Here is a 22714-nt window from a genome sequence, read left to right as displayed (position 1 = left end):
TTTATCTTCGAGGATGAAAAGTATTGATAACTTCACTAAGATGACTTCTATCTATGTGCATGTATATCTCTGTAGTCGTAATACTTTCGTGTCCTAACATTAATTGTATTGCTCTCAGGTCTGCACCGTTTTCTAAAAGATGCGTTGCAAATGAATGTCTAAAAGTGTGAGGACTTATGTTTTTATGGATTCCTGATTTTTCTACAAGTCGTTTTATAATTGTGAAAATCATAGCTCTGGTAAGCTGTTTTCCTCTTCTGTTCAGGAATAATGTGTCTTCATGCCCTTTCTGAATGGTAAGATGATTTCTAATTTCCTTTGTGTAAATGTGAATAAATTTTTGTGTTGTTTCTGCAATGGGTACGAACCTCATTTTATCGCCTTTTCCTGTAACACTGATATATCCTTCATCAAAAAAGAGGTTAGAGAGCTTTAGTTCAATAAGTTCGGTTACCCGTAATCCACATCCATACAATGTTTCTATAATAGCTCTATTTCGTTCCCCTTCTGGTGTAATAAGGTCAATCTCCGCAATAATGATATCGATTTCTTCTATTGATAGTGTATCTGGTAATTTTCTGCCTATTTTTGGAGATTCTATAAGATCCATTGGGTTTGTTTCTCTATAATCTTCAAAAACGAGATAATTAAAAAAACTTTTTAGTCCGGATATTATTCGTGCCTGCGATCTTGCATTGACCAGTTTTGCTATTTCATAAATAAATTGTTGAAGAATATTTTTTTCTATAGAAAGTGGAGTTGTACTAATATTATTGTCTTCAAGGTATTTTACTAGCCTGATGACATCAAAATTATAATTAACTATAGAATTCTTAGAAAGTCCTCTCTCGATACGTAAATAGTGTTCATAGTCCTTTATAGCGTGGCTCCATTTCATTTTTCTAATATAAAAAGAAAAACGTTTTTGATGCTAATAATACTTTTAAAATATATAATTGCTAATTTTTGAAAATAGATGTATTTCTATGAAATCATAGATTCTAAAGGGAATCAAGCTTGTTAATGGTATTGATGATTACCTATGAGATCCTTGTAGTTCATTTCTAATAAAAATAAAACGTATCGTGATAGGGGAGGAATCATAGACAAGTAAGGATTCTATGATGGTACAGAATAATAAATAACAGTAGCGGGCATCTTATGACTCCGTATGAGAGAACAGCATAAATTACTATTTTAAGATGTAATTCATATTAGTAAAAGATGCCTGCTATTGACTTGCTATTTTTAGCAAAAACTTATTTTAGTAATAAGGCCAGGCACTAAAATTTTCGCAGTAGATAGAATTATCATCTCCAGAAAGATCTGTTTTAGGAATTCCTATATAGCTTGCATTCATAACATTGGTAGGGGAGAATTGCAAAAATTCTCCTGTAAACTGACCATTTTCATCAAAACTGGCTAATAGTGTTCCAGAATGTCCATGCCCTACAGAATGACCAAATTCATGTAATGCCACACTATTTATATCCACAGTTCCCGGAGCTCCATCAGTACTCCAGTTTACACTATCGTTAAACCAGGTTTCTGTATGAGAGGTGTCAAATTTCCCGTCATTATTGATGTCTGTTCTGTTGCCATCTTCATCTAGAAAAGCAAAAGAAAAATTTACTGCCAAAACTCCTGGTGGTGCACCGATTTCTTCAAAAATAAAGGCAGGAACATATCCAATAACATTATGATCTGCAATTGGTCCTAGAGGATCTCCTCCATTAAGACTTAAAATAGTGCTAGGTAATCCGTCTGTTGCCAAATCAAAGGCTTGTTTATCAATCGCTACATTATTACAGTTAGTTTCATTTTCCCAAATATTATACATGGCATCAAAAACTTCTTCTGACACAATTCCGTTGGCAGAGGTTGCAAATTCAGAAACTGTTACATAGGTGAGATTTGTTCTATTATCTCTTCTGGCATCATTAGGGATAAACCGAAACCCCGTTCTATAGTCAACCGATGATGCTCCCGGAACTGGTAAAATACTAGCTGCATGAATATCAGCTGCCTCGGTGATAGCGGTATATATTTCTACTTGTGCGATTTCGTAGTTTTTTCCTGCTAATTTTTTATTTAATTCCTGAAATATACTCAGAGAACCTGCATTTTTGGCTGACGATTTTTTTACAGAAAGAGTGATATTGTTTTTGTTAAAAGATGTTTGTGATTTTTCCTGTATGTTTTCTGAGAAATCAGAAGTACAAGAAGAACTGACCATAGCTGTAATAACAGCTATCGCAAGAATAGACTTTAATAATTTCATTGTGTGAAAGAATTTAAAAAATTAATAATTTACTAACTGACTGCAGTAAATATATAATATATATATGGGTGAAAAAACATAGGAGAAAGATTATTAACATAATTTTTTCATAATTCAATGGTTTTTTGTGAATCCAAAAATTACAAATAAAACTTTTCTAGTTCTCTGACTTCTCCAGATTTCATGTTGTTTAACAATAGATTACCTACTCGAACTCTAACTAATCTTAAGGTTGGAAATCCTACTGCAGATGTCATTTTTCTCACTTGCCTGAATTTTCCTTCTGTTAAAATTATGGAAATCCAACTCGTAGGTCCGTGCCTGCTATCTCTGATCTTTTTATTTCTATTGGGAAATAATGGTTCAGTATCAATTCGTAATACCTTACAGGGTTTTGTTCTGTATTTTTTTCCTTCAAATCCAATTTCGACTCCTTTTTTTAATCTGATGATTCCTTCGTCAGTGATCTTACCATCTACTTGAGCATAGTATTCTTTTTCTATTTTATTGCTACAAATATAATTACTTACTTTTCCATCGGTAGTTAGTAATAATAGGCCTTCTGATTTTTCGTCTAATCTTCCTATAGACATAGTATTTTCGGGAAAATCAAATAACTCTCCAAGCAATCGCTTAGAGTTTTGCTTCTGTCCATTATTAATAAACTGACTTAAATATCCATACGGCTTATAAATCATAAAATGTCTATGCACTTCACTAATATCACTCATTGTATTTGGTAAACATTATACAGGATTAGATGCTGAAAATTTTTCAAAATTAATATTTGAAAAGTACTTATCAGAGAATAATTGTAAAATATCATATTAATTTTGGAAGACATATGTAGATACTGGTATTAGTAAATTCAAATATCAAATGGTTCTATAATTATCAATTTATGGCAAATTTTACGGGCAATAAAGTGGTTCCCAATTACAAAACCCCCAAAACGTGATCGTTTTGAGGGTTTATGAGATTGTTAAAAAGATATTCTTCTTATTGTTTTATAAATTGAAGCACTCCTTCATTCTTAATTTTTAAAGAATAAAGTCCGGTTTCTAACTGCTCAACATTTATAGAATTGATAACTTTTCCTTGCTGAATTATTTGCCCTAAGATATTTCGAATTTCATAATCTTTAGCATCCAAACTTTTCTTAATAATCATTAGTATTGATCCTTTTAATGGATTAGGATACGCTATTATTTTATTCGTAGTATCAAAAGGAGGTATTTTTACAAATGCTGTATCACCAATAATTGTTGTGGTGGTTGCATCACAAGATCCCAGGTTGATCCATTCTGTAGCTGTTCTTTCAAATAAACTTCCTTGATAGACAATACGATCACCTACTTGATAATTTTGTGAAGCATCCCATTCCAGTGAATTGTCGCATACGTTATTGTTTTCTGTAACTGTACTTCTGTTTGTAAGTAATGCGATCTCATCAATAGCAATATCTGCTTGCCACGTATTTCCTGTGAGCCTGTTGAATCTTAATTGTACTTCATTACCAACATAAGAAGCAAGATCTACTGTTGCATTTTGCCATGAATTTCCTTGATTTCCGGTTTGATTCCAGATACTTGCCCAGTTCACTCCTTGATCTGTACTAGCTTCTAGAGTAATGCTTCCCATATTGGTGGCTCCAAACATATGATAACTAAAAGTGAAGTTGGCATTTGTTGCACCCGATAGGTCAAAACAAGGAGAGTTTAAAATAGCTCTTTTGTTAGGATAACCTGTTCCGTTTCCTGAGGCTTCTACATAGATATAGTAGGATCCCTGAGTTGCACCAGATGGTCCTGTCCCGTCAGAAGGGGTACCATTTCTATCTACATCCCAGTTGATATCATCACCATCAGTTTCTTGTGTCCAATCTCCTAAAGTATTTTCAAATCCTTCATTATAAGGAAAAGAAGAGATGCTTGAAGTACAGGAGCTACCGCCACCAGTAGATCCTCCATATTCATCACCAACATTTACTGCATACCAGGCATTAGTAACGGCGATTTCTTCTGCGCCATCAGCTCCATAAAGATCTTTGGTAGCTTGTATAGAACCTGTTCTGGCATCTGCAAAGGTAGAATTAGCAGATAGATAGATATTCAATGTTCTATATGCAATTTTGGCAGCTTTATCAATTCCTATACCAGATACGGTAAAAGATTCTCCCAGATCATTTATTCCGTCTGTATTGGCACTACCTGTTGTAACTAAATAGAACCAGTGATTTAATACACCGCTATTTGTATGTACGCCACAAAAATCATTTGGTCTTGAAGGCGAAGTACATCCTTCTGCTACGGTAGCAGGTCTCCAGTTTGTTCCTCTATAGGTATCTGGTTGCCCTAAAGACTTTGGATTACTCATAGAACGCAAGGCTGCAGAACCTCTACGGCGATCAATCTCATCGCCAATAAGCCATACCTCTTCTGATGGTGTAGCATCGTTTCCGTTTCCTTTTGCAAAATGTTCTACAGCTGCTCCCCAGATATCAGAGAACCCTTCGTTTAGACCGCCAGATTCTCTTCTATAGGCTAGATTAGCAGTAAATGTCGTTACCGCATGACCTATTTCATGGGCAGCAACATCAAGACTGGTAAGCGCATCAAAAAATCCATTACCTTCATTTCCGTTTGAAGATCCATCTCCATAAGTCATTACCCTACCATTCCAGAACGCATTGTCATATCCAGCACCTCCAGGCCGATCATCATAATGTACCCAACTGTTTATTGCTGCTCCAGTACCATTAAAACTATTTCTGGAGTGTACTGTAGACCAATAGTCATAGGTAACTTCTGCACCCCAATGTGCATCTAAGGCAGCATTATCTTTATTGGCATTATCATGTTCTGCAGCTGTCCAATTATTATCATTATCTGTAAAATTAGTAGTAGGATAGGAGTTTGAACGTCCACTATCATAAGTATTTACTCCGCCACCACGCGTATTATCTCTTAACGCGAAACTCCCACCGATAGTACGGGTAGTAATTGTTTTATTACCACTATATCGCGTAGATGCATTACCAGTATCCAGAAATGATGAAGTTTCTCTGAGTGTTTTGGTTTCAAGGGATATTAAATTTTTAGAAGAATTACTATGTTCATCAATGTGTTTGATAATCGCATTATAAAACAAAGCGTATCCGGAATGTGCATCAATATATAAATAGCCTCTGCTTATCGGCTGAGTAGCATATATATCAAATTTGTACGCAAGATTGAATTCGGTTACTACACCACTTTTATTTTTAGAATCCAGATTTGGAAGAATTACTAATTCTCCTTCAGGCTTTGTGTAATTCATTGCCGTCGCAGCGGTTTCATTTTCCCATAGGTATTCCTTAGCACCAATATGGTTAATAGCATTTTGCAAAGCTTGTTCTTTACTTAAATCTGGAGTTGTATTAATGTTTTTTACATTGTAATACTCCCCATGGATAGCAGTAGCTTTTCCATGTGTAATGTCAATTCCTGCATTTCCGAATTCAACTTTAAGTCCTTTATACTTCTGTTGAAATTTTTCATGAGTAATTCCCAAATCATCTATGAGAGAACTAGTTTTTTGGTATACGTTACCTTTTCCTAATTTTAGATGTTGATCAAATAGGTTTTGAAAACTTTTTTGCTGACCACTGGTTTCAGAGTTAAGAATAATAAGACTTGATGGTTGCTGAAAAACATTGTTGTTTTTATCCTGCGCCGTGACAGATAAAAAGGTGATTCCTATCCCAAATAGGATACTGAGGTTTTTAGAGTTTTTTTTCATTTTTGTTGAGTTTGATTAAGTGTTCTCTTTAATTTGTTGGTAAATTATAAGAAAGCTCCTAAAAGTCTTAAAATATTATCACAGAAAAAAACTTTTTCGATTAAGTGGATAGAATGCACCATGAAGAAATTAATCTTGACATGGTTTTTTTATTTAATAGGAAAAAATATCATTTTAATAATCTATTCGTAACCATTTTTGTTGAATGATTTATTATACCTCTACAGTTTGAGACGGCATTGATATGTAATTTGGTCTGGCAATACACAACAAATGAATTGAATTATCTGCTGGCAAAATTGACTGCCTCATAAATGAAGATTTTATTTATAATTAAAGATAATATAACTGAAAATTAATTTGCAGAAAGTATAATCAGAATCTGGAGGTTTAGGGCAGTGATTTTAAGATTTGGAAATTTAGATAAGTATACATCCTTTTTTCACTCGATAATCGAGATTTAAAAAGCTTAGAGGTTTAGCTCGAAATCGAAATTTTTTTTTCAGATGAATACCTCGTATCCCAGCCAACACGAAGTTTACAGAAGATTTATTAAATGAACGGTAAGAAAAGATAGGCAAGACTGTAACGCATAGAAAAGTGTATATTTTTGCAGTATCAATGTGATGAAATTATATGTTTCATTAAAGCTATTAATATGTTTTTTATAGTTCGATCAATTAAATTGGTGGGCAGACTTACTATAAAATTAAAAAGGAAGAACTATCTTTGTACAAATTTTCGAGAAGTATTTATATGTCACTTATTTCTATGTGTAATGCTTGTTATTTTTATAACCGGGTAAATTATTAACTAAATCGATGTTGTAAATTGCTATTTTCCAATCATTCGTTTAGTATTTTCAATAACTCAGATCGAGAGTTTATTTCAAAATATATTAATTAAAAATAGCAGTAGAGCGAATGGCAAAATCACAACAAACTTTTAGCAAGATTGAAAAAGAAAAAAAGAAGATAAAGAAACGCGAAGATAAGCAGAAGAAGAAGGAAGAGCGTAGAGCTAATTCTAAAAAAGGAAGCGGTTTTGATAGCATGATTGCGTATGTTGATGAGAATGGACATTTAACAGATACTCCCCCAGATCCCTCCAAAAAGAAAAAGATAAAAGCTGAGAATATTGAAATCGGAATTCCTAAAAAAGAACATATTGAAGAAGATCCTATTAAAAAAGGAAAAGTTGCATTCTTTAATGATTCTAAAGGATATGGATTTATTACAGAACAAGAAACGCAGGAGAAGTATTTTGTTCATGTAAATGGTTTAATAGATGAGATAAGAGAAGGCGATAAAGTGCAGTTTGAACTAGAAATGGGGATGAAGGGACTGAATGCTGTTCGAGTAAAAAAGATTTAATGGCATAGAAGAAAACATATCTCGCAATTTTTGTGACTGTTGTTTTAAGAAAATTTAAAATAGTGTACTATTAAATTTTCAACTTATTCTAAGAGAATAGCTGATTCAGATTATAAAATATATTAAAAAATCGGTATTTATAGAAAAACTATAAATACCGATTTTTTAACATTTGTTACTCGATAATCGAGATTTAAATGCTCCGAGGCTTGCCTCGAAATCAAAATGTTTTTTTTCAATAAATGCCTTGTGGGCTTGCCTCGAGGTAGTTTACTTAGGATACCAATCTAACTGAATTACTTCAATAGCGTCATTTTCCTGATTGATTATTTCTTTAAATTTTGAAATATCACTTAATCCTTCTGTACCTCTATAATGATAGGGGTATACTTGTTTTGGTTTAAATTCTAAAACAGCACTTGCTGCACTTTCTACTGTCATTGTATATGGCAAATTCATGCAAATAAAGGCTTTGTCTATATTTTTTAGCGTTCTCATTTCGGGTATATCTTCTGTATCTCCAGAGAAATAAACTCGCTCTTTTCCTAAAGTAATTATATATCCATTACCGCGACCTTTAGTATGAAATTTTAATGCTTCTTCTCGTAAATTATACATTGGGATTGCTTCAATTGAGATTCCCTGGATATTTTTTGTTTCTCCGTTATTAATAACTATTAATTGATCAGTATAGGCTGCAGGTAGTTTTTCTGCAACGGCCATAGGAACAACTATTTTTGCTTTAGAAAGGTGTAAGCTGTCCAGTGTGTCTATATTCATATGATCTCCGTGGATATCAGTGATAAGTACCAAGTCAGGTTGCTTTTGATTCTCAAAAGCTTTAGCACCACCCGTAGGGTCAATGTATATGATTTTTTGGTTATATTCTATTACAGTTGTTGCATGTATTATAGGTGATATTTTTATATCTGAAATTAGTTTTTCTTTGGTATTGTTTGCAATTTCTGTATTTATGATGTCCGTGGCAATAGCTTCTTTTTTAGAGTTTTTACAGCTTAGCAAACAAAGAGAAATTACTAAAAGTAGAGAGTATGATTTCATTAAATTTTATTTTAATTATGTTAACAAGTTATAAAATGAAGTTAAACTCTGAAAGATTTTAATGTAAGATTAACTATCGAATTACTAACTAGATAATGACGGGTAGGGTACTGTCTTGTTTATACATATCACAATATACTTTCTATTGAATCAAAAAAATAAATATGCTTTTTATATTTCATTTAGTATAAAATCATAAACTATTGTAGATTTACAGTATGAACCAAAAAAACAGACACAGTTACTACATTGCATAAAATACTTCCCATTTTAGCGTCTTTAAAAGACTATACACGTGCTACATTTAGGGCTGATGCAATTGCTGGAATTACAGTCGGTGTAATTCTTATTCCGCAAGCAATAGCATATGCATTATTAATGGGAACACCTCCAATTTATGGATTATATGCTTGTTTGATACCATTAATATTGTATGCTTTTTTTGGTACATCCAGACAATTGAGTATTGGTCCTGTTGCAGTTACGGCTATTTTAGTAATGAGTGGAGTGAGTCAATTAGCAACGCCATTTAGCACAGAATTCACGGAATTGGTTATTTTTTCAGGTTTATTGATTGGTGTATTACAAATTATTATGAGTGCTTTGAGAATGGGGTTTTTGGTTAATTTGATATCGCAACCTGTTATTTCTGGGTTTATATCAGCTGCAGCCATTATAATTATTGTTTCTCAATTAAGTGAATCACTAGGCATAAAAATTCCTGGTTATAAATATACACATGAGAGTTTGTGGTATGTTATGCAGCATATTACAGAAGTGCATCTTATTACTTTTGGTATATGTAGCATTTCTATGTTTATTATGATTGTTTTAAAAAAATGGAAAAAATCTTTTCCCGGAGCACTTTTTGTATTAGTTATAACTACTATTATTACACTTGCTTTTGATTTAAAAGATTTGGGTGTGGCTGTTATTGAAGAAGTTCCTGGTGGTCTGCCATTATTTAGTATTCCAAAAATGAATTATGATACTATGGTAGCGCTAATACCATCCGTTCTAACGGTTACTTTTATTGGATATGTAGGAAGTATAGGTATTGCTAAATCTCTGGAGATGAAAAATAGAGATCACATTGTTAGACCAAATCAGGAGTTATTGGCTTTGGGAATTGCTAAAATTGCAGGAGCTTTTTTTCAGGCGATCCCTTCATCCGGAAGCTATAGCAGGTCAGCCATTAATGACGAAGCAGGAGGGAAGACAACTATTTCTTCTATTATTACAGTAATTATGGTTTTAGTATCCTTACTTTTTTTGACTTCGTTTTTTTATTTCATACCCAAAGCAGTTTTAGCAGCGATAATTTTAGTATCTGTTTTTGGCTTGATCAATTATAGTGAAGCCAGGTATTTATTAGCGCTAAGAAGACGTGAGTTTATTGTGATGATGATCACCTTTATTGGGACGTTGATTTTTGGGGTAGAAAGCGGAATTTTTATTGGTGTCATTGTATCTTATATATTTTTACAATACTATAGCTCCAAACCACACGTAGCCGAGTTGGTAAACATTCCGGATACAGAGTATTACCGTAACATCAATAGATTCCCTGAAGCAAAGCAGTCATTAAAGTATTTGATTATACGATTTGATGACCAATTATATTTTGCAAATACAAGCTATTTTAAAGATTCTATTTTGAACCATATCAAAAAACGAAGTCAAAAACCTGGTTTTTTGATTTTGGATAGTACTAATATTCATGATATTGATAGTACGGGTTTGCATATCCTGGAGGATATTCATCAATATTTAGAAGACAGCAAAATACAACTATTAATTACGGGAACTATAGGTCCTGTTAGGGATTTTCTTAAGAGATCAGGATTTACAGATATTTTGGGGACTGAACATTATTTTATGAATATAGTCGACGCTGTAAGTTATATAGAAGATACTACTAATTATAAAAATCCTTTTAAAGCCGCATTACAATATAATGAGAAAAGATCTTTTCTGGATTGATGTTTAGGGTATTCAGTCCCTGATAGAATAATGAAACAGCTTATGTTATTTTTCATACACATGCGTTTTTAAACCAATTCCATAATTCATATGATTAGTTTTGATAAGGTTATTAGTATCACTATACTTTTTATCAAAACGTTGCCATGTTCTGTTTTTGAAAAATACTCTCCGGGTAAATGTAATATTATCTGCAATTTTATCTGTAAATGGTAGCAGTGGTCTAAACGTAGTTGATATTTTTATGATCCCCTTATTGGTTTCTACTTCGTGATATTTCTTGGTATGTTGTAATTTTCCTTCTTTATCTGCATAGCCTAATACCTGAAGTGAAACAAATAATCCTTCTTTTGGAATAAAAACTTTATATTCAGATATATCTAACTCAAAATTAGATTTATCTTTATTAGTGATATTAAAAATGATATCCTCACTCGGTAATCGCTTTCCGGGAGTGCCTTTGTAGTTTCTATAAAATTGCATTTTAAACAAGGTAGAAAATGCTTGTTTTTTTCCTGAAGAACCTCTGGATGATTCCATTTTTACGGGTAAAAATACAGACGCTATTTTAGTAGATTTTAAAGGGTCTCTGGGAAAAAACACTGCTATTTCTGATTCTACAGTAGGCAACCAGCATTTAAAATAGTCATTGTGAATTTTGGCGTTTTTCTTTTTTGTTTTGTATTTCCCTAAGTTCTCTGCCGTAACTATCACTTCTTGAAGTTCTGCAATTTCACGGGTAAGAAGAATTTTTTTAGATAATTTTTTAGTATCTATAGCGAATTCTTTATAACCTAAGGCTGATATAAATAATGAATCGATATCAGCATATCTTTTTTCAGAAAATTCAAAAACTCCATCGGCATCGGCAAACAAACCGTTGCCATTACCAAACGAAATAGTAGCATAGGATACAGGAGATTTTTTAATAGAATCCAGAACGGTATATCGTTGACTGTGGATATTTTGTATAAGGACTAAGAGGAGTATAAGGAATGCTTTATTCATAATAGATTAGGAGCCTAGTTCGGGGTTAAATTAGTGAAAATATTTTAGAATTTCCTGTTCTGCATAATATGGTTCAAAGAGAAGTATTTGTTTAGGTTTTGGATTCAAAAGAAAAATATGATAAAGATTTTTTTATTGGGCATAACTTATATAGGATTTACTGTATGAATATGTTAGCAAATTCTATATTTGACTATGAACTCATGTTGGCTTTTTATTTTTAACCGAAAATGAGTTAAAATTTGCCAGAGGAGGCACTTTTTGTATTCTATAGCAATACTACAGACGAAAAAAGTATCGAAGCCTAGACGAATTTCAGTCATTTTTTAGGAAATAGAAAAAATCAAGATAAGTTCTACCACTTAACGCTTAGTCATGGCTACTTAGTATATAACAAAATTATTTTGAAGAGGGCAATATATTTTATGATTTTTAGTGCTGTTTCCTTTACCGTTATGAATTTATTGGTTAAGTATCTGGTAGGGTTTAGCGTAGGTCAATTAGTGTTTTTCAGGTCTTTTGGTTCTTTATTTTTTACAATGCCATTTTTAATGTATTCTAGAGTTTCTATTTTAGGGAATGAGAAAAAACTAATGATATATAGGGGGATTGCTGGAGCAACATCGATGGCATTATTTTTTATGTCGGTAGAATATTTAGCCATTGGTTCTGCAGTATCCTTACGATATCTTTCACCAATTTTTGCTACTATTCTCGCAGTGATTTTCCTTAGAGAACACGTAAAATGGGTGCAATGGATATTTTTCTTTATGGCCTTTGCGGGAGTGTTGATCATAAAAGGTTTTGATACCAATATTAATTCTATAGGTTTGTTTTTGGTACTGTTATCTGCCTTTTCCAGTGGGATTGTATACGTACTTATCAACAAAATCGGGCATAGTGATCATCCAGTGGTAATTGTTAATTATTTTATGTGGATCTCTATTTTTTTAGGAGGTATTCTTTCTGCTTTTAATTGGGAAAAAACGCCAGAAGGGATGGAGTGGATATTATTATTAAGTTTAGGAGTTTTTGGCTATTTTGGACAGTTATTTATGACAAAGGCATTTCAATCACAAGTAACCAACAAAGTGGTTTCTTTAAAATACCTGGAAGTTGTTTTTACAATGATTGCCGGTTTTTTTTGGTTTGGGGATGTATATCCCTTGCTTAGTTTGTTAGGGACGGTGATGGTAATTACAGGGCTTGTCTTAAATATACTATATAGATCAAAAAAGGAGTAATATCATTTCTAAAATGAAATTACCTACTAACATCATTTTTTTGTTTTACACTTTGAAATAAAAAATAATAAGATTCAGTTTACGATGATTTCAACTAAGAACTGGTATAAAAATACTACTATAATGTGTGTCTTTTGTGATGTGAAACACTTCTTCGCAAAGATTTAAACAATTACTCCGGATTCTTTATCTAAACCGCATCGTTCAATAAAATTATTTGTAAATACTTTTCTAGTATTTTTATCTAATAATTGATTACGGGTGTCTATCCAATGTTGAACCGTGGCAGCTCCATACATTTTTTGTAGTCTATCAAAATTAAGATTAAAATTTATTTTACCCCAGTGTAATGTATATGAAATATTTAATACTTCGAGCCTATTCCATATTTTTTGGTAAAAATTACGGGTAACTCCAGAATCCACACCATCTAATTCTAAAACACAGGTTTTTTCAAATTTTGTAAATCCTAATAAGGCATTCGTGCCTTTTACATATCGCAATGAGATTCCACCAGGAAATGTATCGCCTCCATTAATAATATCAAGGATTTCCTGCGTAACTTTTACACTATCTTTAATATCAATCCCTAGGGCGGCACTTGCCACTTTTCCTCTAAATTTTGTATTGTTATAGGTCTCTCCAATAGTTCCCTCTAATGCCTGAGTTTCCTTATATGCCAACGGAAATAAGAGATTTACCAGGCTAGGTACTATTTTTGAGGATAAAGCACCAAGACTATCCATAACTGTTTGTATAAGCCCTAACAGATCATCTCCATAAGTAAGCCCCCTATGATCTCTGGTTCTTCTTATGTAATTATTTCTATACTGACGTTTATATGCTACTTTTATATATACTCCTTTATTTTTGTTATCAGGCTCAAAATCATATGGGTTTATAAGTATTTCAAAATGATATAACGCTCGATCAGGAGAAAACTGAGGAAAAGGCAGTAAATGTTGTATTGCTGAAAAATTTTGAGTGACCATGGTGTCTTTTAAAAGCGAATCATAGGCAATTTTATCTATACGATGTTCTTCTAATAAGAATGTTGGTTCTGTTTCTATAAGTATGCCATGGATAAATCCAAAACTACCAAAACTTACTAATGCGGCATTAAACATAGTATCATCCTGAATTCTTTCTGCACCTAACCAATCTACAAATTTATCTGATAGTATTGGATCAGAATGACGTTCTAGCCATATATGTCGATTTTTGCCAACGATAAGGTGTATTCCTTTTACAAAATCCTGAATAGCGCCTACATTAAAAGCAGCACCGTGCGTTCCTGTAGATAATGCTCCTGCAATTGTTTGTCCATTACTGGCACCGGATGCTTTAATAGATCGACTTGGCTGTTTCTCCTTCTCTAGTTTAGCATTCAATTGTAATATTGACATTCCGCATTGTGTGAAAAATAGATTTTCAGGAATTCCGCCTTGATCCAGATAATGACCAGAGACATAAGATTTACTTATAGAAAAAGAAAGGCGTAATGATTTAGTATCAATGATACCTCCTTCGGATACAGCTACCTTGGAAAAAGACCAACCGCTGCCCATAGCACGTAATCTGATCTTCTGCTGTATCGCATGACCTATTAGCCATTGTATGTTTCTGGTAGTAGCTTTATACTTGTCAGAGCTTTTGGATAACGAGTGATCGTTTCTTAGCTTAAAAGAAGCATTTTTGGTTAGTTTTTGGGTAAAATTTTGATGCTTATTTTGCCAGGATGTAATCGGTAGTATTTCTATGCCTCTAGGTAATGCCATATCATAATTTTTATAAACTGTATTTGATAACAAATAATATAATTAATCTAAAACTTCAATAGGAGTATCAACGGGCGCACACTCCCAGGTAATGGTTTGCGGAACCACAATACCTACTGTAATAGTAGATATGAGTATGTAACCAAAATTAGTAGAACTCGTTACAGCATTCATTCGTTTGGACTCACATTTAGGATCAATATCTTTTGGGGTAACTAATCCCCAGGCATAGCTCCAGGTGGTTTTAGAATTTTTTGCTACAGAATCATTATCATACTCACTGACAACTTTTGTAGACATACAACTCTGGCAACAGATCATAAGCAGTGCTATAAAACAAATACTTTGTAATTGGATAGAATTTTTCATAACCTCAAAAGCTTAAAAGTGAATTCAAACAACAAATAATATAAGGATATGGGGAGATATTATTAATACATTAAAATTAAGTATATATTAGATACAAGAAAAGGGGGTTTTACCTGTTTTTTTTTTGAATTTTTAAAATAATGGCAGTAATGCCATTTCTGTTTTGAATGGCTGTGTCATTTTTTGCGTTCTACAAATTCCAGCTGATCTGTAGATACATTTGTTGTAAAAATACCATAGTTGACTACTGCTTTTCCTTTTTCTAACATATCTATGGTTCCTATAGATTTTCCGTCAATCATGCGCACTCTATCACCAATTTTTAGTGTTATTTTGGGTTTTGCCTGTTCTATTTTTTCTTCCTTCTTTTTTTCTTCTTTTTTCTTTACTCTAATAACTTCTACTTTTTTTTCTACTTCTTTAACAACTTTTTTTTCTTTAGCTTTTTCTACTTTTCGTTGTTTAGTAGTTATTTTTTTTCTTTTTGAGTTTTCTACTTGTACAATTTTCATGAACTCATCAATGAGTTCTCTCTTTCTTTTATTGTTGAAATATTTTTCGCTTATATCATTCATTTTTTGACCTAAGTAGATCATTCTCTGATTGCTATCATACAATTCTTGATAGCTTTCTAGTTTGTTTTGGACACGTTGGTTTATTTTATCCAGGCGTTCTTTTTCTTCTGCTGCCTTTTGTTCTTTCGCTTTTAACTCAGCAGTTGTCTTTTGTAGTTTAGATCTTTCTTTTTGCAGGTTTGCAATACTTTTATCAAAACGAATCTTACCGCGTTCTACTTTTTTCTTAGCTTTATTTATCAAACTATAGGGAATACCATTTTTTTGTGCTACTTCAAAAGTAAATGAACTTCCTGCTTCTCCAAGGTGTAGCTTAAATAAGGGCTCCAGCGTTCTTGCATCAAAAAGCATATTGGCATTTGTCATATTTGGTAATTCATTTGCCAGCATTTTTAAATTGGCATAATGCGTGGTAATAATACCAAAAGACTCCCGCTCATAAAAGACTTCTAAAAAAGATTCGGCCAAAGCACCACCCAACTCAGGATCACTACCAGTACCAAACTCATCAATAAGAAATAATGTTTTGTCATTACATTTCTTAAGGAAGTAATTCATGTTTTTTAATCGGTAGCTATAGGTACTTAGATGGTTTTCTATAGATTGATTATCACCAATATCGGTTAGAACAGTATTAAAGACAAAGATTCTACTGTACTCATGAACAGGAACCAACATTCCACTTTGAAACATTATTTGTAAAAGTCCAACCGTTTTTAGGGTAATACTTTTTCCTCCCGCATTTGGTCCGGATATGACAATAATTCTATTGTTGTTGTCTAAGGAGATTGTTTGTGGATGTGTTTTTTCTCCCTTGGATTTATTATTAAGATACAGTAATGGGTGATATGCATCTTTTAGTGTCAGCTCATTATTATGTGATATTTTTGGCAATACAGCATTTAATTTTTTAGCATATTTAGATTTGGATGCTATTACATCTATATCACTTAGATACTCCTGATATTGGTTTAATAATTCTGAATAAGGTCTTATTTTATTTGTAAGGTCTTTAAGTATTTTGACAATTTCTTCACGTTCTTCATATTTTAAATTACTTAGTACCCTACTAAACTGTATGGTGGCTTCTGGCTCTATATAGACAATACTTCCGGTTTTAGAATTTCCCATTATGGTACCTTTTACCTTACGTCGATACATAGCCTTAACAGCAAGTACACGTCTATTGTCAACAATACTTTCTTTGATATCATCGAGATATCCAAAACTATTATATCTGGTTAGATCTCTTCCGAAACTACCATTTAGCTTCCCTTGTATCTCATTAATATCCTTTCTGAGATTTAATAGTAAAGGAGAAGCGTTGTCTTTTATTTCACCAAACTTATCAACGATAATTTCTATTTGAGTAACAATTTCTTTGGTGTAAGGGACTTCTTCTGATGTTCTATGTAAAACAGGATATAGTTCTTTTGATTTTCTGAAAAAGATTAATAATTGATTACTTGTATTACTGATAGCTACGATCTTTTTTAAATTACTTGTTTCTAAAAAAGTATTTTCGATCCCTAATAATTGTAACTCCTTGTTAATTGTATCAAATCCGTGATTAGGTATTTTGGCATCATTGAGATAAGAAGATTTATATTCAAATACTTGTTGTAATGCAATATTTAGTTCTTCTTTTGTAGCAAATGGTACAATTTTTTTTGCTTTTATTTTACCATAATCAGTATTGCATAGTTCAGATATGTGATTGAGTACAGTGTTAAATTCTAGATCGTTAAGTGTTTTTTCAGAAATACGGATCATATGTTTACCCTATATTTTTTTAGGTGATATTATTTTTATCATAAAAACTCCAGAGGAGATTTAAATTTTGAAAATTATTTATCATAGTTTTACAACTGAGCAAAAGTAAACAATTGCAATATTTTTTAGACACGATTATGAATGTAAATATAGAGGAGAGCTGGAGGCAGCATTTAAGTGAAGAATTCGAAAAGCCTTATTTTATGGATTTGGTAGCCTTTGTGAAAAAGGAATATTCCACACACACTTGTTTTCCTAAGGGGGCTGAGATTTTTGCAGCTTTTGACTACTGTAGCTTTACGGATGTTAAAGTAGTTATTATTGGTCAAGACCCGTATCATGGAATAGGGCAGGCGCATGGTCTTTGTTTTTCGGTAAATGATCATATAGATATTCCACCTTCATTACTTAATATTTTTAAAGAAATAGAAACAGATATAGGAGTTCCTTTTGCATCTAATGGTAACTTGGAAAGATGGGCGAAACAAGGAATATTGTTATTAAATGCTACATTGACAGTAAGAGCACATCAAGCTGGGTCTCATCAAAACAAAGGCTGGGAACAGTTTACAGATACTGTAATTCAATCGATATCAACGTATAAAGAGGATGTAGTATTTTTGCTGTGGGGAGGTTTTGCAAAGAAAAAAGGAGCTAAAATAGATGCCACAAAACATTGCGTATTAACGAGTGGACATCCATCTCCTCTGAGTGCTAATAGAGGTTACTGGTTCGGAAATAAGCATTTTAGTAAAACTAATACACACTTATCAAAAACGAACCAAATACCAATTAAATGGTAAGATAATTATGCAGCTTTTGGTATTCCAGTGGTTTTAGTTTTAGTGTCTTCTAATGAAGAAGTAGTTACAACTTTCTTCTTTCTTAATTTTTTCTTATCCGAATCAACAGATTGAATACTAAATTTCAAAAGAACAAAATTGAATGCTATCAGCCCTCCAAGAATAAGTAGAAAAATTACCATAATTGATTTGTTAGTTAATTCTAAGATGCACACTTACATAAATGGTTGCGTACATATCTTTATTAATTATTTTATTAGGGTAGGCAGGGCAAATGTACAAAATAATTTAACTTTTTACATATGCCTTTACCTCAATATATCAGAATTAATATTTCTCTAATCTTTATTGATAAAAAATGTTAATATATTCTAAAATATAATAATAATTTGTGGATAAAATATTTTAGTCTCTATTTATACAACGTTTTAATACAAGAAAACCCTACTTTTAGAGGTGAATTAAAGTGATTTATCTACATTTTAGAACCTATATCCTAAATATAAGTTGGGTCTTAAAATTATTTGTGGGCTATTTTTACTAAATAAATTTCTTCCTAAACCAAATCCTAAATCTATAAAAAAACCGTTTCTGGCAACAAATTTTCCTCCTACAGCAAAACCGAGTGCAAAATCAGTATATGCTTCTTCTACATCACGAGAACCAATAAAATTTCCTACATCATTAAACACTTCAACATACGTATCATGTTCTCCTGAGGATAACATACCAAAGGCTTCTACATAAAAACCTCTGGCAATTCTATGACCAAAAAAATATTTGAACCGTGTAGTAAATGCTATTTCTTTATCAAAAATTCCATCAGTATCAATAATATCATCATTATCATCGGTCGAGTCGCTAAATCTGTAAAAAAAATCAAAACCTAATGTGCTGTGACTGTTTAACACTCGCTCATAATCTACATCCAAAGCAGCAAATGCAATAAGATTGAGTGGATTAATACTTACTTCATTTTTTTTGATATCTCTTAGTGCTATTTCTGAAGTGTCTTGCCCAAACCCGAATAGAGATAATAATAAAATTGTTATGAATACTAACGTCTTTTTCATGATATTTTTTGTTTTCCAAGTTTATCCAAAAAGCTTGCATAATAGGTGTTTGGATACGAATTTTGCTGGTAAATGCTGCTGATTTCTTCTTTTGATAAGTTAAAGTAACAAAAATCTAAACAAGGTTCTATAACCGAAACCTCTAAAAAAAGTACTCCATAAAATGATGGCTTGAATATAAATTTGGCCTTAGTACTATTGCATGTAAATTCCCTTTTAATGAACTGTACCCTGATCCAAGTTTACTATTTGTAAAAGCCTTTTTTACTCGATAATCGAGATGTAAATACTCGCCTCGAAATCAAAATGTTTTTTTTCAATAAATACTTCGTGACTCGCCCCGTAGTTTACTCTATAAAGATGAAGAATTTAAGAATTGGTTGCTTATACTCGAGTAATTAATTTTTCAGGATCTATAATCTTATCTATAATATCGAGTTGATATAATTGCTCTTGTACTTCTTGTAAGGTTTGGTTTGTTATCAAGGATTGACTCCATTCTGTAAGGTTTAACCAGGCTCTGATATCTTGTAGTTTCTGATCATACCGGGTAGCTAATGTTTTGTCAATACTTGGGATGTTTTTAAAATCTGTTGTGGTATTATTAATAATGTCTAAAATAGTGCTTAATTGAAGCTTTTTAGAATCTATAATTTCTTCTCTGACAGCAACTACAAAACATGGCCATGGAGTAGGGCAGTCTGCAATCCTCCTAAAAGTTTTATTGTCCACCAATGGTTTTGTTGTGAAATGTTCCCACATAAAGTAATCTGCATTTTTATGTGTTAGCGCTTCGACAGCTCCATCTAAGTTTTTTATAACCTCAAATTTCAATGTCGACGTATCCCAGTTATTCTTTTGAGCATTTATATATGCCATCAAATGAGAGCCTGATCCATATCGACTGATTGCGGCCGATGTGTTTTCTATATCTTTGATACTATAATAAGGAGAATGATAACCTACGTGGATTCCCCAAATTAATGGAGATTGTATATAGGTTTGAACAATTCTGGATGGGTTACCAGCTATAATATCTTTTACTATCCCCTCTGTTAATATAATTGCTATGTCTATATCTTTATTACGAAGTGCTTCGCACATGGCTCCCGTACCGCCGGGAAAGTTAATCCATTCAAGTTGTATGTCATTTCGTAGATACGATTGATCTTCAATAGTTAGATGCCATGGTAGATTAAAATGCTCTGGTACGCCTCCGATTTTTATAGTATGCATAATAGTTGTCTATTTTAGAAAAAAAAGAATAAAAATGTTTTTTATCGATTATTTGTGTTTTTTATCGTTGTTACTAATTAATGTTTTAGTATATTTGAAATATAAATCCTATAAATCTATTACTTTTAACGTAAACAAAAATAATATTGCTATGAAAAAGAATATTTTTAAAAACAAAAATGCGCGTGTCAAGGTGGCAAAACTAAAAAGTAATTCATTTGAAAATGGAGTTATTATTTTTATAGCCCTATTAATAGTAACGAACTTGCTGATCAGTCTAAAAATATTATTTGGATAATATATTTTCTGGAGCTTGTATTTTTTTTAAATATTCTCTAATCTGATATTGAGAGTGAATAGACGATTCATTGTCTATTCGCTTTTTATATGGGTTTGTTTCTTCTGCTGTTTGTATTCTTGCTTTTGTAGTATCATTTAATTGTATATCAAGAATCTCTTTTAATTGTTTTTTACACGTTTTATCAATAATAGGTACTAGTACCTCTATACGTTTATCCAGATTGCGAGTCATCCAATCTGCACTTCCGATATACATTTTGGGATTATTGTCATTATTAAAATGGTAGATTCTGCCGTGTTCTAAATATCGATCTACAATACTTGTGATTTCAATGTTTTCACTGATTCCTTTTAAACCAGGGATTAAACAGGAGAATCCTCGTACTAATAATCGTATTGTAACACCTGCATTGCTGGCATCATATAATTTATTAATAATTTCTTTATCCTCCAAACTATTTAGTTTAGCAGTAATTCCAGACGATTTGCCTTTTTCAGCATTTGCAATTTCAGTATCTATGAGTTCTTCAAATGTTTTTCTTGTCGTAAAAGGTGATACTAATAGGTATTTAGGTTTAAGTAAAACCATTTTACCTGATAATAGCTCAAAAACTTCTGTCAGCTCTTTTGTTATTTTTTTATTAGCAGTAAATATTCCGTGGTCACAATATATTTTTGAAGTTTTAGCATTAAAATTACCTGTACCAATATATCCATATGTATTGACTATGTTATCTTCCTTTCTCTTAATGAGTAATATTTTGGAATGTACCTTTATTTTTGGATAACTGTAAAATACAGAAGCTCCTTTTTCTTCAAAAATTTTACCCCATTTCAGATTGTTTTCTTCATCAAAACGTGCTTTTGCTTCTACAAAAACAGTTACTTTTTTACCGTTTCCCAGTGCTTTTATTAGAGAACTTGTAAGTTCAGATTCTTTGGCTATTCTGTATAGAGAAATTTTTATTTCGGTTACCTGGCTATCATTGGCAGCTTGATTCATGAAATTTTGTACATAATTAAATGACATATACGGAAAATGTACAAGTTGATCTTGCTGCTCAATAATTTTAAAATAATCTTTTCCCATCCGGTCAAAAAACGGATGTTCTACTTCATTAACAGCTTTATAGTGCAAAATGGGATTATTGGTAGGGTTCGGAAAACTGAAAAAATCACTAAAATTATGATATTTTCCACCAGGCATCATATCTATTTTTCCTAAATCTAAGTATTTGCGGAGTTTTCTTTTGATATCCTTTGGCATGGATGAGTCATAAAGAAGTCGCGTAGGTTGTCCTTTATCACGTTTTGATAGAGATTCTTTTATTTTTTCGGCTAAAATTCCTTCAAACTCATCCTCTATATATAATTCTGCATCTCTAGATAACTTTATTTCGAAACATCCTGTTACTTCTTGATTTTCAAAAACCTGACCCATATTCATTTTTATGATGTCATCAAGAAAAGTAATAAATGTCTTTTCGTTCGTTGAAGGAAAACACACAAATCTTCCCAGAGTATCCGATGGAATATTAATAACACCCACGGTTTCCTCATCTCCAAAAGTAACTAAGTAATACAATTTATTATTTTCCAGAAATGTTGATTTTTCTTCAGAAAGATTGATGGTCTTAGTTTTAATAAAAGGAAGAATTTGAGAGATAAAATATTCTGTAGCAAATGCTTGCTGATTAAAATCGAATCTGTTTTCATCAATAAGATATATATGATAACTAGCGAGTCCTGGAATTAATTTTTTATAAAAAATATCACCAAACCTTTCTTGCTGTTTTTTTACTTTACCTAAGATTTCCTTAACCTGTTTATTTGGTTTTAAAGCTAGTTTTTTTCGTATATCCTTGTCAATATTTTTTATTTGCCGAAGCCTGGAAACTCTAACGCTAAAATATTCATCTAAATTAGATGAAAATATTGCTAAAAACTTTAATCGCTCTAATAGAGGGGTAGATTCATCTTCGGCTTCTTGTAAGACTCTTTCGTTAAAACTGAGCCAGTTAATATCTCTATGTCTGTGTGGGTATTCTTTTGATTGCATTTTTAAAATTACAAGTT

17 protein-coding genes are annotated in these 22714 nt (G+C 32.1%); 4 read left to right on the top strand and 13 right to left on the bottom strand.

Going from position 1 to position 22714, the window contains the following annotated elements:
• Window position 1: 1 nt before the first annotated feature.
• From F0000_RS05795 to F0000_RS05780, 4 genes are all read right to left on the bottom strand, one after another.
• Window positions 2–898, bottom strand: coding sequence for a tyrosine recombinase (locus F0000_RS05795; RefSeq protein WP_149623766.1), 897 nt, complete (start codon window positions 896–898; stop codon window positions 2–4).
• A gap of 366 nt (window positions 899–1264) precedes the next feature.
• Window positions 1265–2281, bottom strand: a complete 1017-nt coding sequence (locus tag F0000_RS05790; RefSeq protein WP_149623765.1) for a hypothetical protein — start codon at window positions 2279–2281, stop codon at window positions 1265–1267.
• Between the two features lie 140 nt (window positions 2282–2421).
• Window positions 2422–3012: a pseudouridine synthase gene (locus tag F0000_RS05785; RefSeq protein WP_255452631.1), complete on the bottom strand. Its 591-nt coding sequence runs from the start codon at window positions 3010–3012 to the stop codon at window positions 2422–2424.
• A 268-nt stretch (window positions 3013–3280) separates the two neighbouring features.
• Entirely contained in the window at window positions 3281–6061 is a 2781-nt protein-coding gene (locus F0000_RS05780; protein WP_149623764.1) for a M4 family metallopeptidase, read from the bottom strand.
• A 923-nt stretch (window positions 6062–6984) separates the two neighbouring features.
• Here F0000_RS05780 and F0000_RS05775 point away from each other — a divergent pair.
• Window positions 6985–7434, top strand: a complete 450-nt coding sequence (locus tag F0000_RS05775; protein WP_149623763.1) for a cold-shock protein — start codon at window positions 6985–6987, stop codon at window positions 7432–7434.
• 270 nt (window positions 7435–7704) lie between these two features.
• Here the strand turns inward: F0000_RS05775 and F0000_RS05770 are convergent, their stop codons facing one another.
• The gene (locus tag F0000_RS05770) at window positions 7705–8496 is read right to left on the bottom strand and encodes an MBL fold metallo-hydrolase (protein ID WP_149623762.1); all 792 of its coding nucleotides are present in this window, start codon (window positions 8494–8496) and stop codon (window positions 7705–7707) included.
• 249 nt (window positions 8497–8745) lie between these two features.
• Here F0000_RS05770 and F0000_RS05765 point away from each other — a divergent pair, with 249 nt between their 5' ends.
• Window positions 8746–10479 carry a SulP family inorganic anion transporter gene (locus F0000_RS05765; protein WP_255452630.1) on the top strand — a complete coding sequence of 578 codons (1734 nt, stop codon included), beginning with the start codon at window positions 8746–8748 and terminating at the stop codon, window positions 10477–10479.
• Window positions 10480–10524: 45 nt separating this feature from the next.
• Here F0000_RS05765 and F0000_RS05760 read toward each other — a convergent pair whose 3' ends face one another.
• A complete protein-coding gene (locus F0000_RS05760; protein ID WP_149623761.1) occupies window positions 10525–11487 on the bottom strand; it encodes a carboxypeptidase-like regulatory domain-containing protein in 963 nt (320 codons plus the stop codon).
• Between the two features lie 404 nt (window positions 11488–11891).
• On the opposite strand from F0000_RS05760, the gene F0000_RS05755 reads away from it, so the two are divergent.
• Entirely contained in the window at window positions 11892–12731 is an 840-nt protein-coding gene (locus F0000_RS05755; RefSeq protein WP_368668073.1) for a DMT family transporter, read from the top strand.
• Window positions 12732–12895: 164 nt separating this feature from the next.
• Here the strand turns inward: F0000_RS05755 and F0000_RS05750 are convergent, their stop codons facing one another.
• The 3 genes from F0000_RS05750 to F0000_RS05740 all read right to left on the bottom strand — a co-directional run bounded on the left by F0000_RS05750 (window position 12896) and on the right by F0000_RS05740 (window position 17226).
• Window positions 12896–14509: an FAD-linked oxidase gene (locus tag F0000_RS05750; protein ID WP_149623760.1), complete on the bottom strand. Its 1614-nt coding sequence runs from the start codon at window positions 14507–14509 to the stop codon at window positions 12896–12898.
• A 42-nt stretch (window positions 14510–14551) separates the two neighbouring features.
• Window positions 14552–14878: a hypothetical protein gene (locus tag F0000_RS05745; protein WP_149623759.1), complete on the bottom strand. Its 327-nt coding sequence runs from the start codon at window positions 14876–14878 to the stop codon at window positions 14552–14554.
• Window positions 14879–15054: 176 nt separating this feature from the next.
• On the bottom strand, window positions 15055–17226 hold the full coding sequence (locus F0000_RS05740; RefSeq protein ID WP_149623758.1) for a DNA mismatch repair protein MutS: 2172 nt from the start codon (window positions 17224–17226) through the stop codon (window positions 15055–15057).
• Between the two features lie 137 nt (window positions 17227–17363).
• Here F0000_RS05740 and F0000_RS05735 point away from each other — a divergent pair, with 137 nt between their 5' ends.
• Window positions 17364–18029, top strand: a complete 666-nt coding sequence (locus tag F0000_RS05735) for a uracil-DNA glycosylase (RefSeq protein WP_149623777.1) — start codon at window positions 17364–17366, stop codon at window positions 18027–18029.
• A 5-nt stretch (window positions 18030–18034) separates the two neighbouring features.
• Here the strand turns inward: F0000_RS05735 and F0000_RS27620 are convergent, their stop codons facing one another.
• The 4 genes from F0000_RS27620 to ppk1 form a co-directional block, all read right to left on the bottom strand.
• The gene (locus tag F0000_RS27620) at window positions 18035–18211 is read right to left on the bottom strand and encodes a hypothetical protein (RefSeq protein WP_188112024.1); all 177 of its coding nucleotides are present in this window, start codon (window positions 18209–18211) and stop codon (window positions 18035–18037) included.
• 300 nt (window positions 18212–18511) lie between these two features.
• A complete protein-coding gene (locus F0000_RS05730; RefSeq protein ID WP_149623757.1) occupies window positions 18512–19102 on the bottom strand; it encodes a hypothetical protein in 591 nt (196 codons plus the stop codon).
• A gap of 384 nt (window positions 19103–19486) precedes the next feature.
• Entirely contained in the window at window positions 19487–20338 is an 852-nt protein-coding gene (locus F0000_RS05725; protein ID WP_149623756.1) for a substrate-binding domain-containing protein, read from the bottom strand.
• A 286-nt stretch (window positions 20339–20624) separates the two neighbouring features.
• Window positions 20625–22697 (bottom strand): polyphosphate kinase 1, encoded by a 2073-nt coding sequence (gene ppk1 / locus F0000_RS05720; protein WP_149623755.1) that lies wholly within the window; start codon window positions 22695–22697, stop codon window positions 20625–20627.
• Between the last annotated feature and the right edge of the window lie 17 nt (window positions 22698–22714).

This window comes from Aquimarina sp. RZ0 (assembly GCF_008370685.1).
Taxonomy (GTDB): Bacteria; Bacteroidota; Bacteroidia; order Flavobacteriales; family Flavobacteriaceae; genus Aquimarina.
The sequence above is the reverse complement of the archived record's forward strand: the minus strand, read 5'-3'. Positions and strand labels throughout refer to the sequence as shown.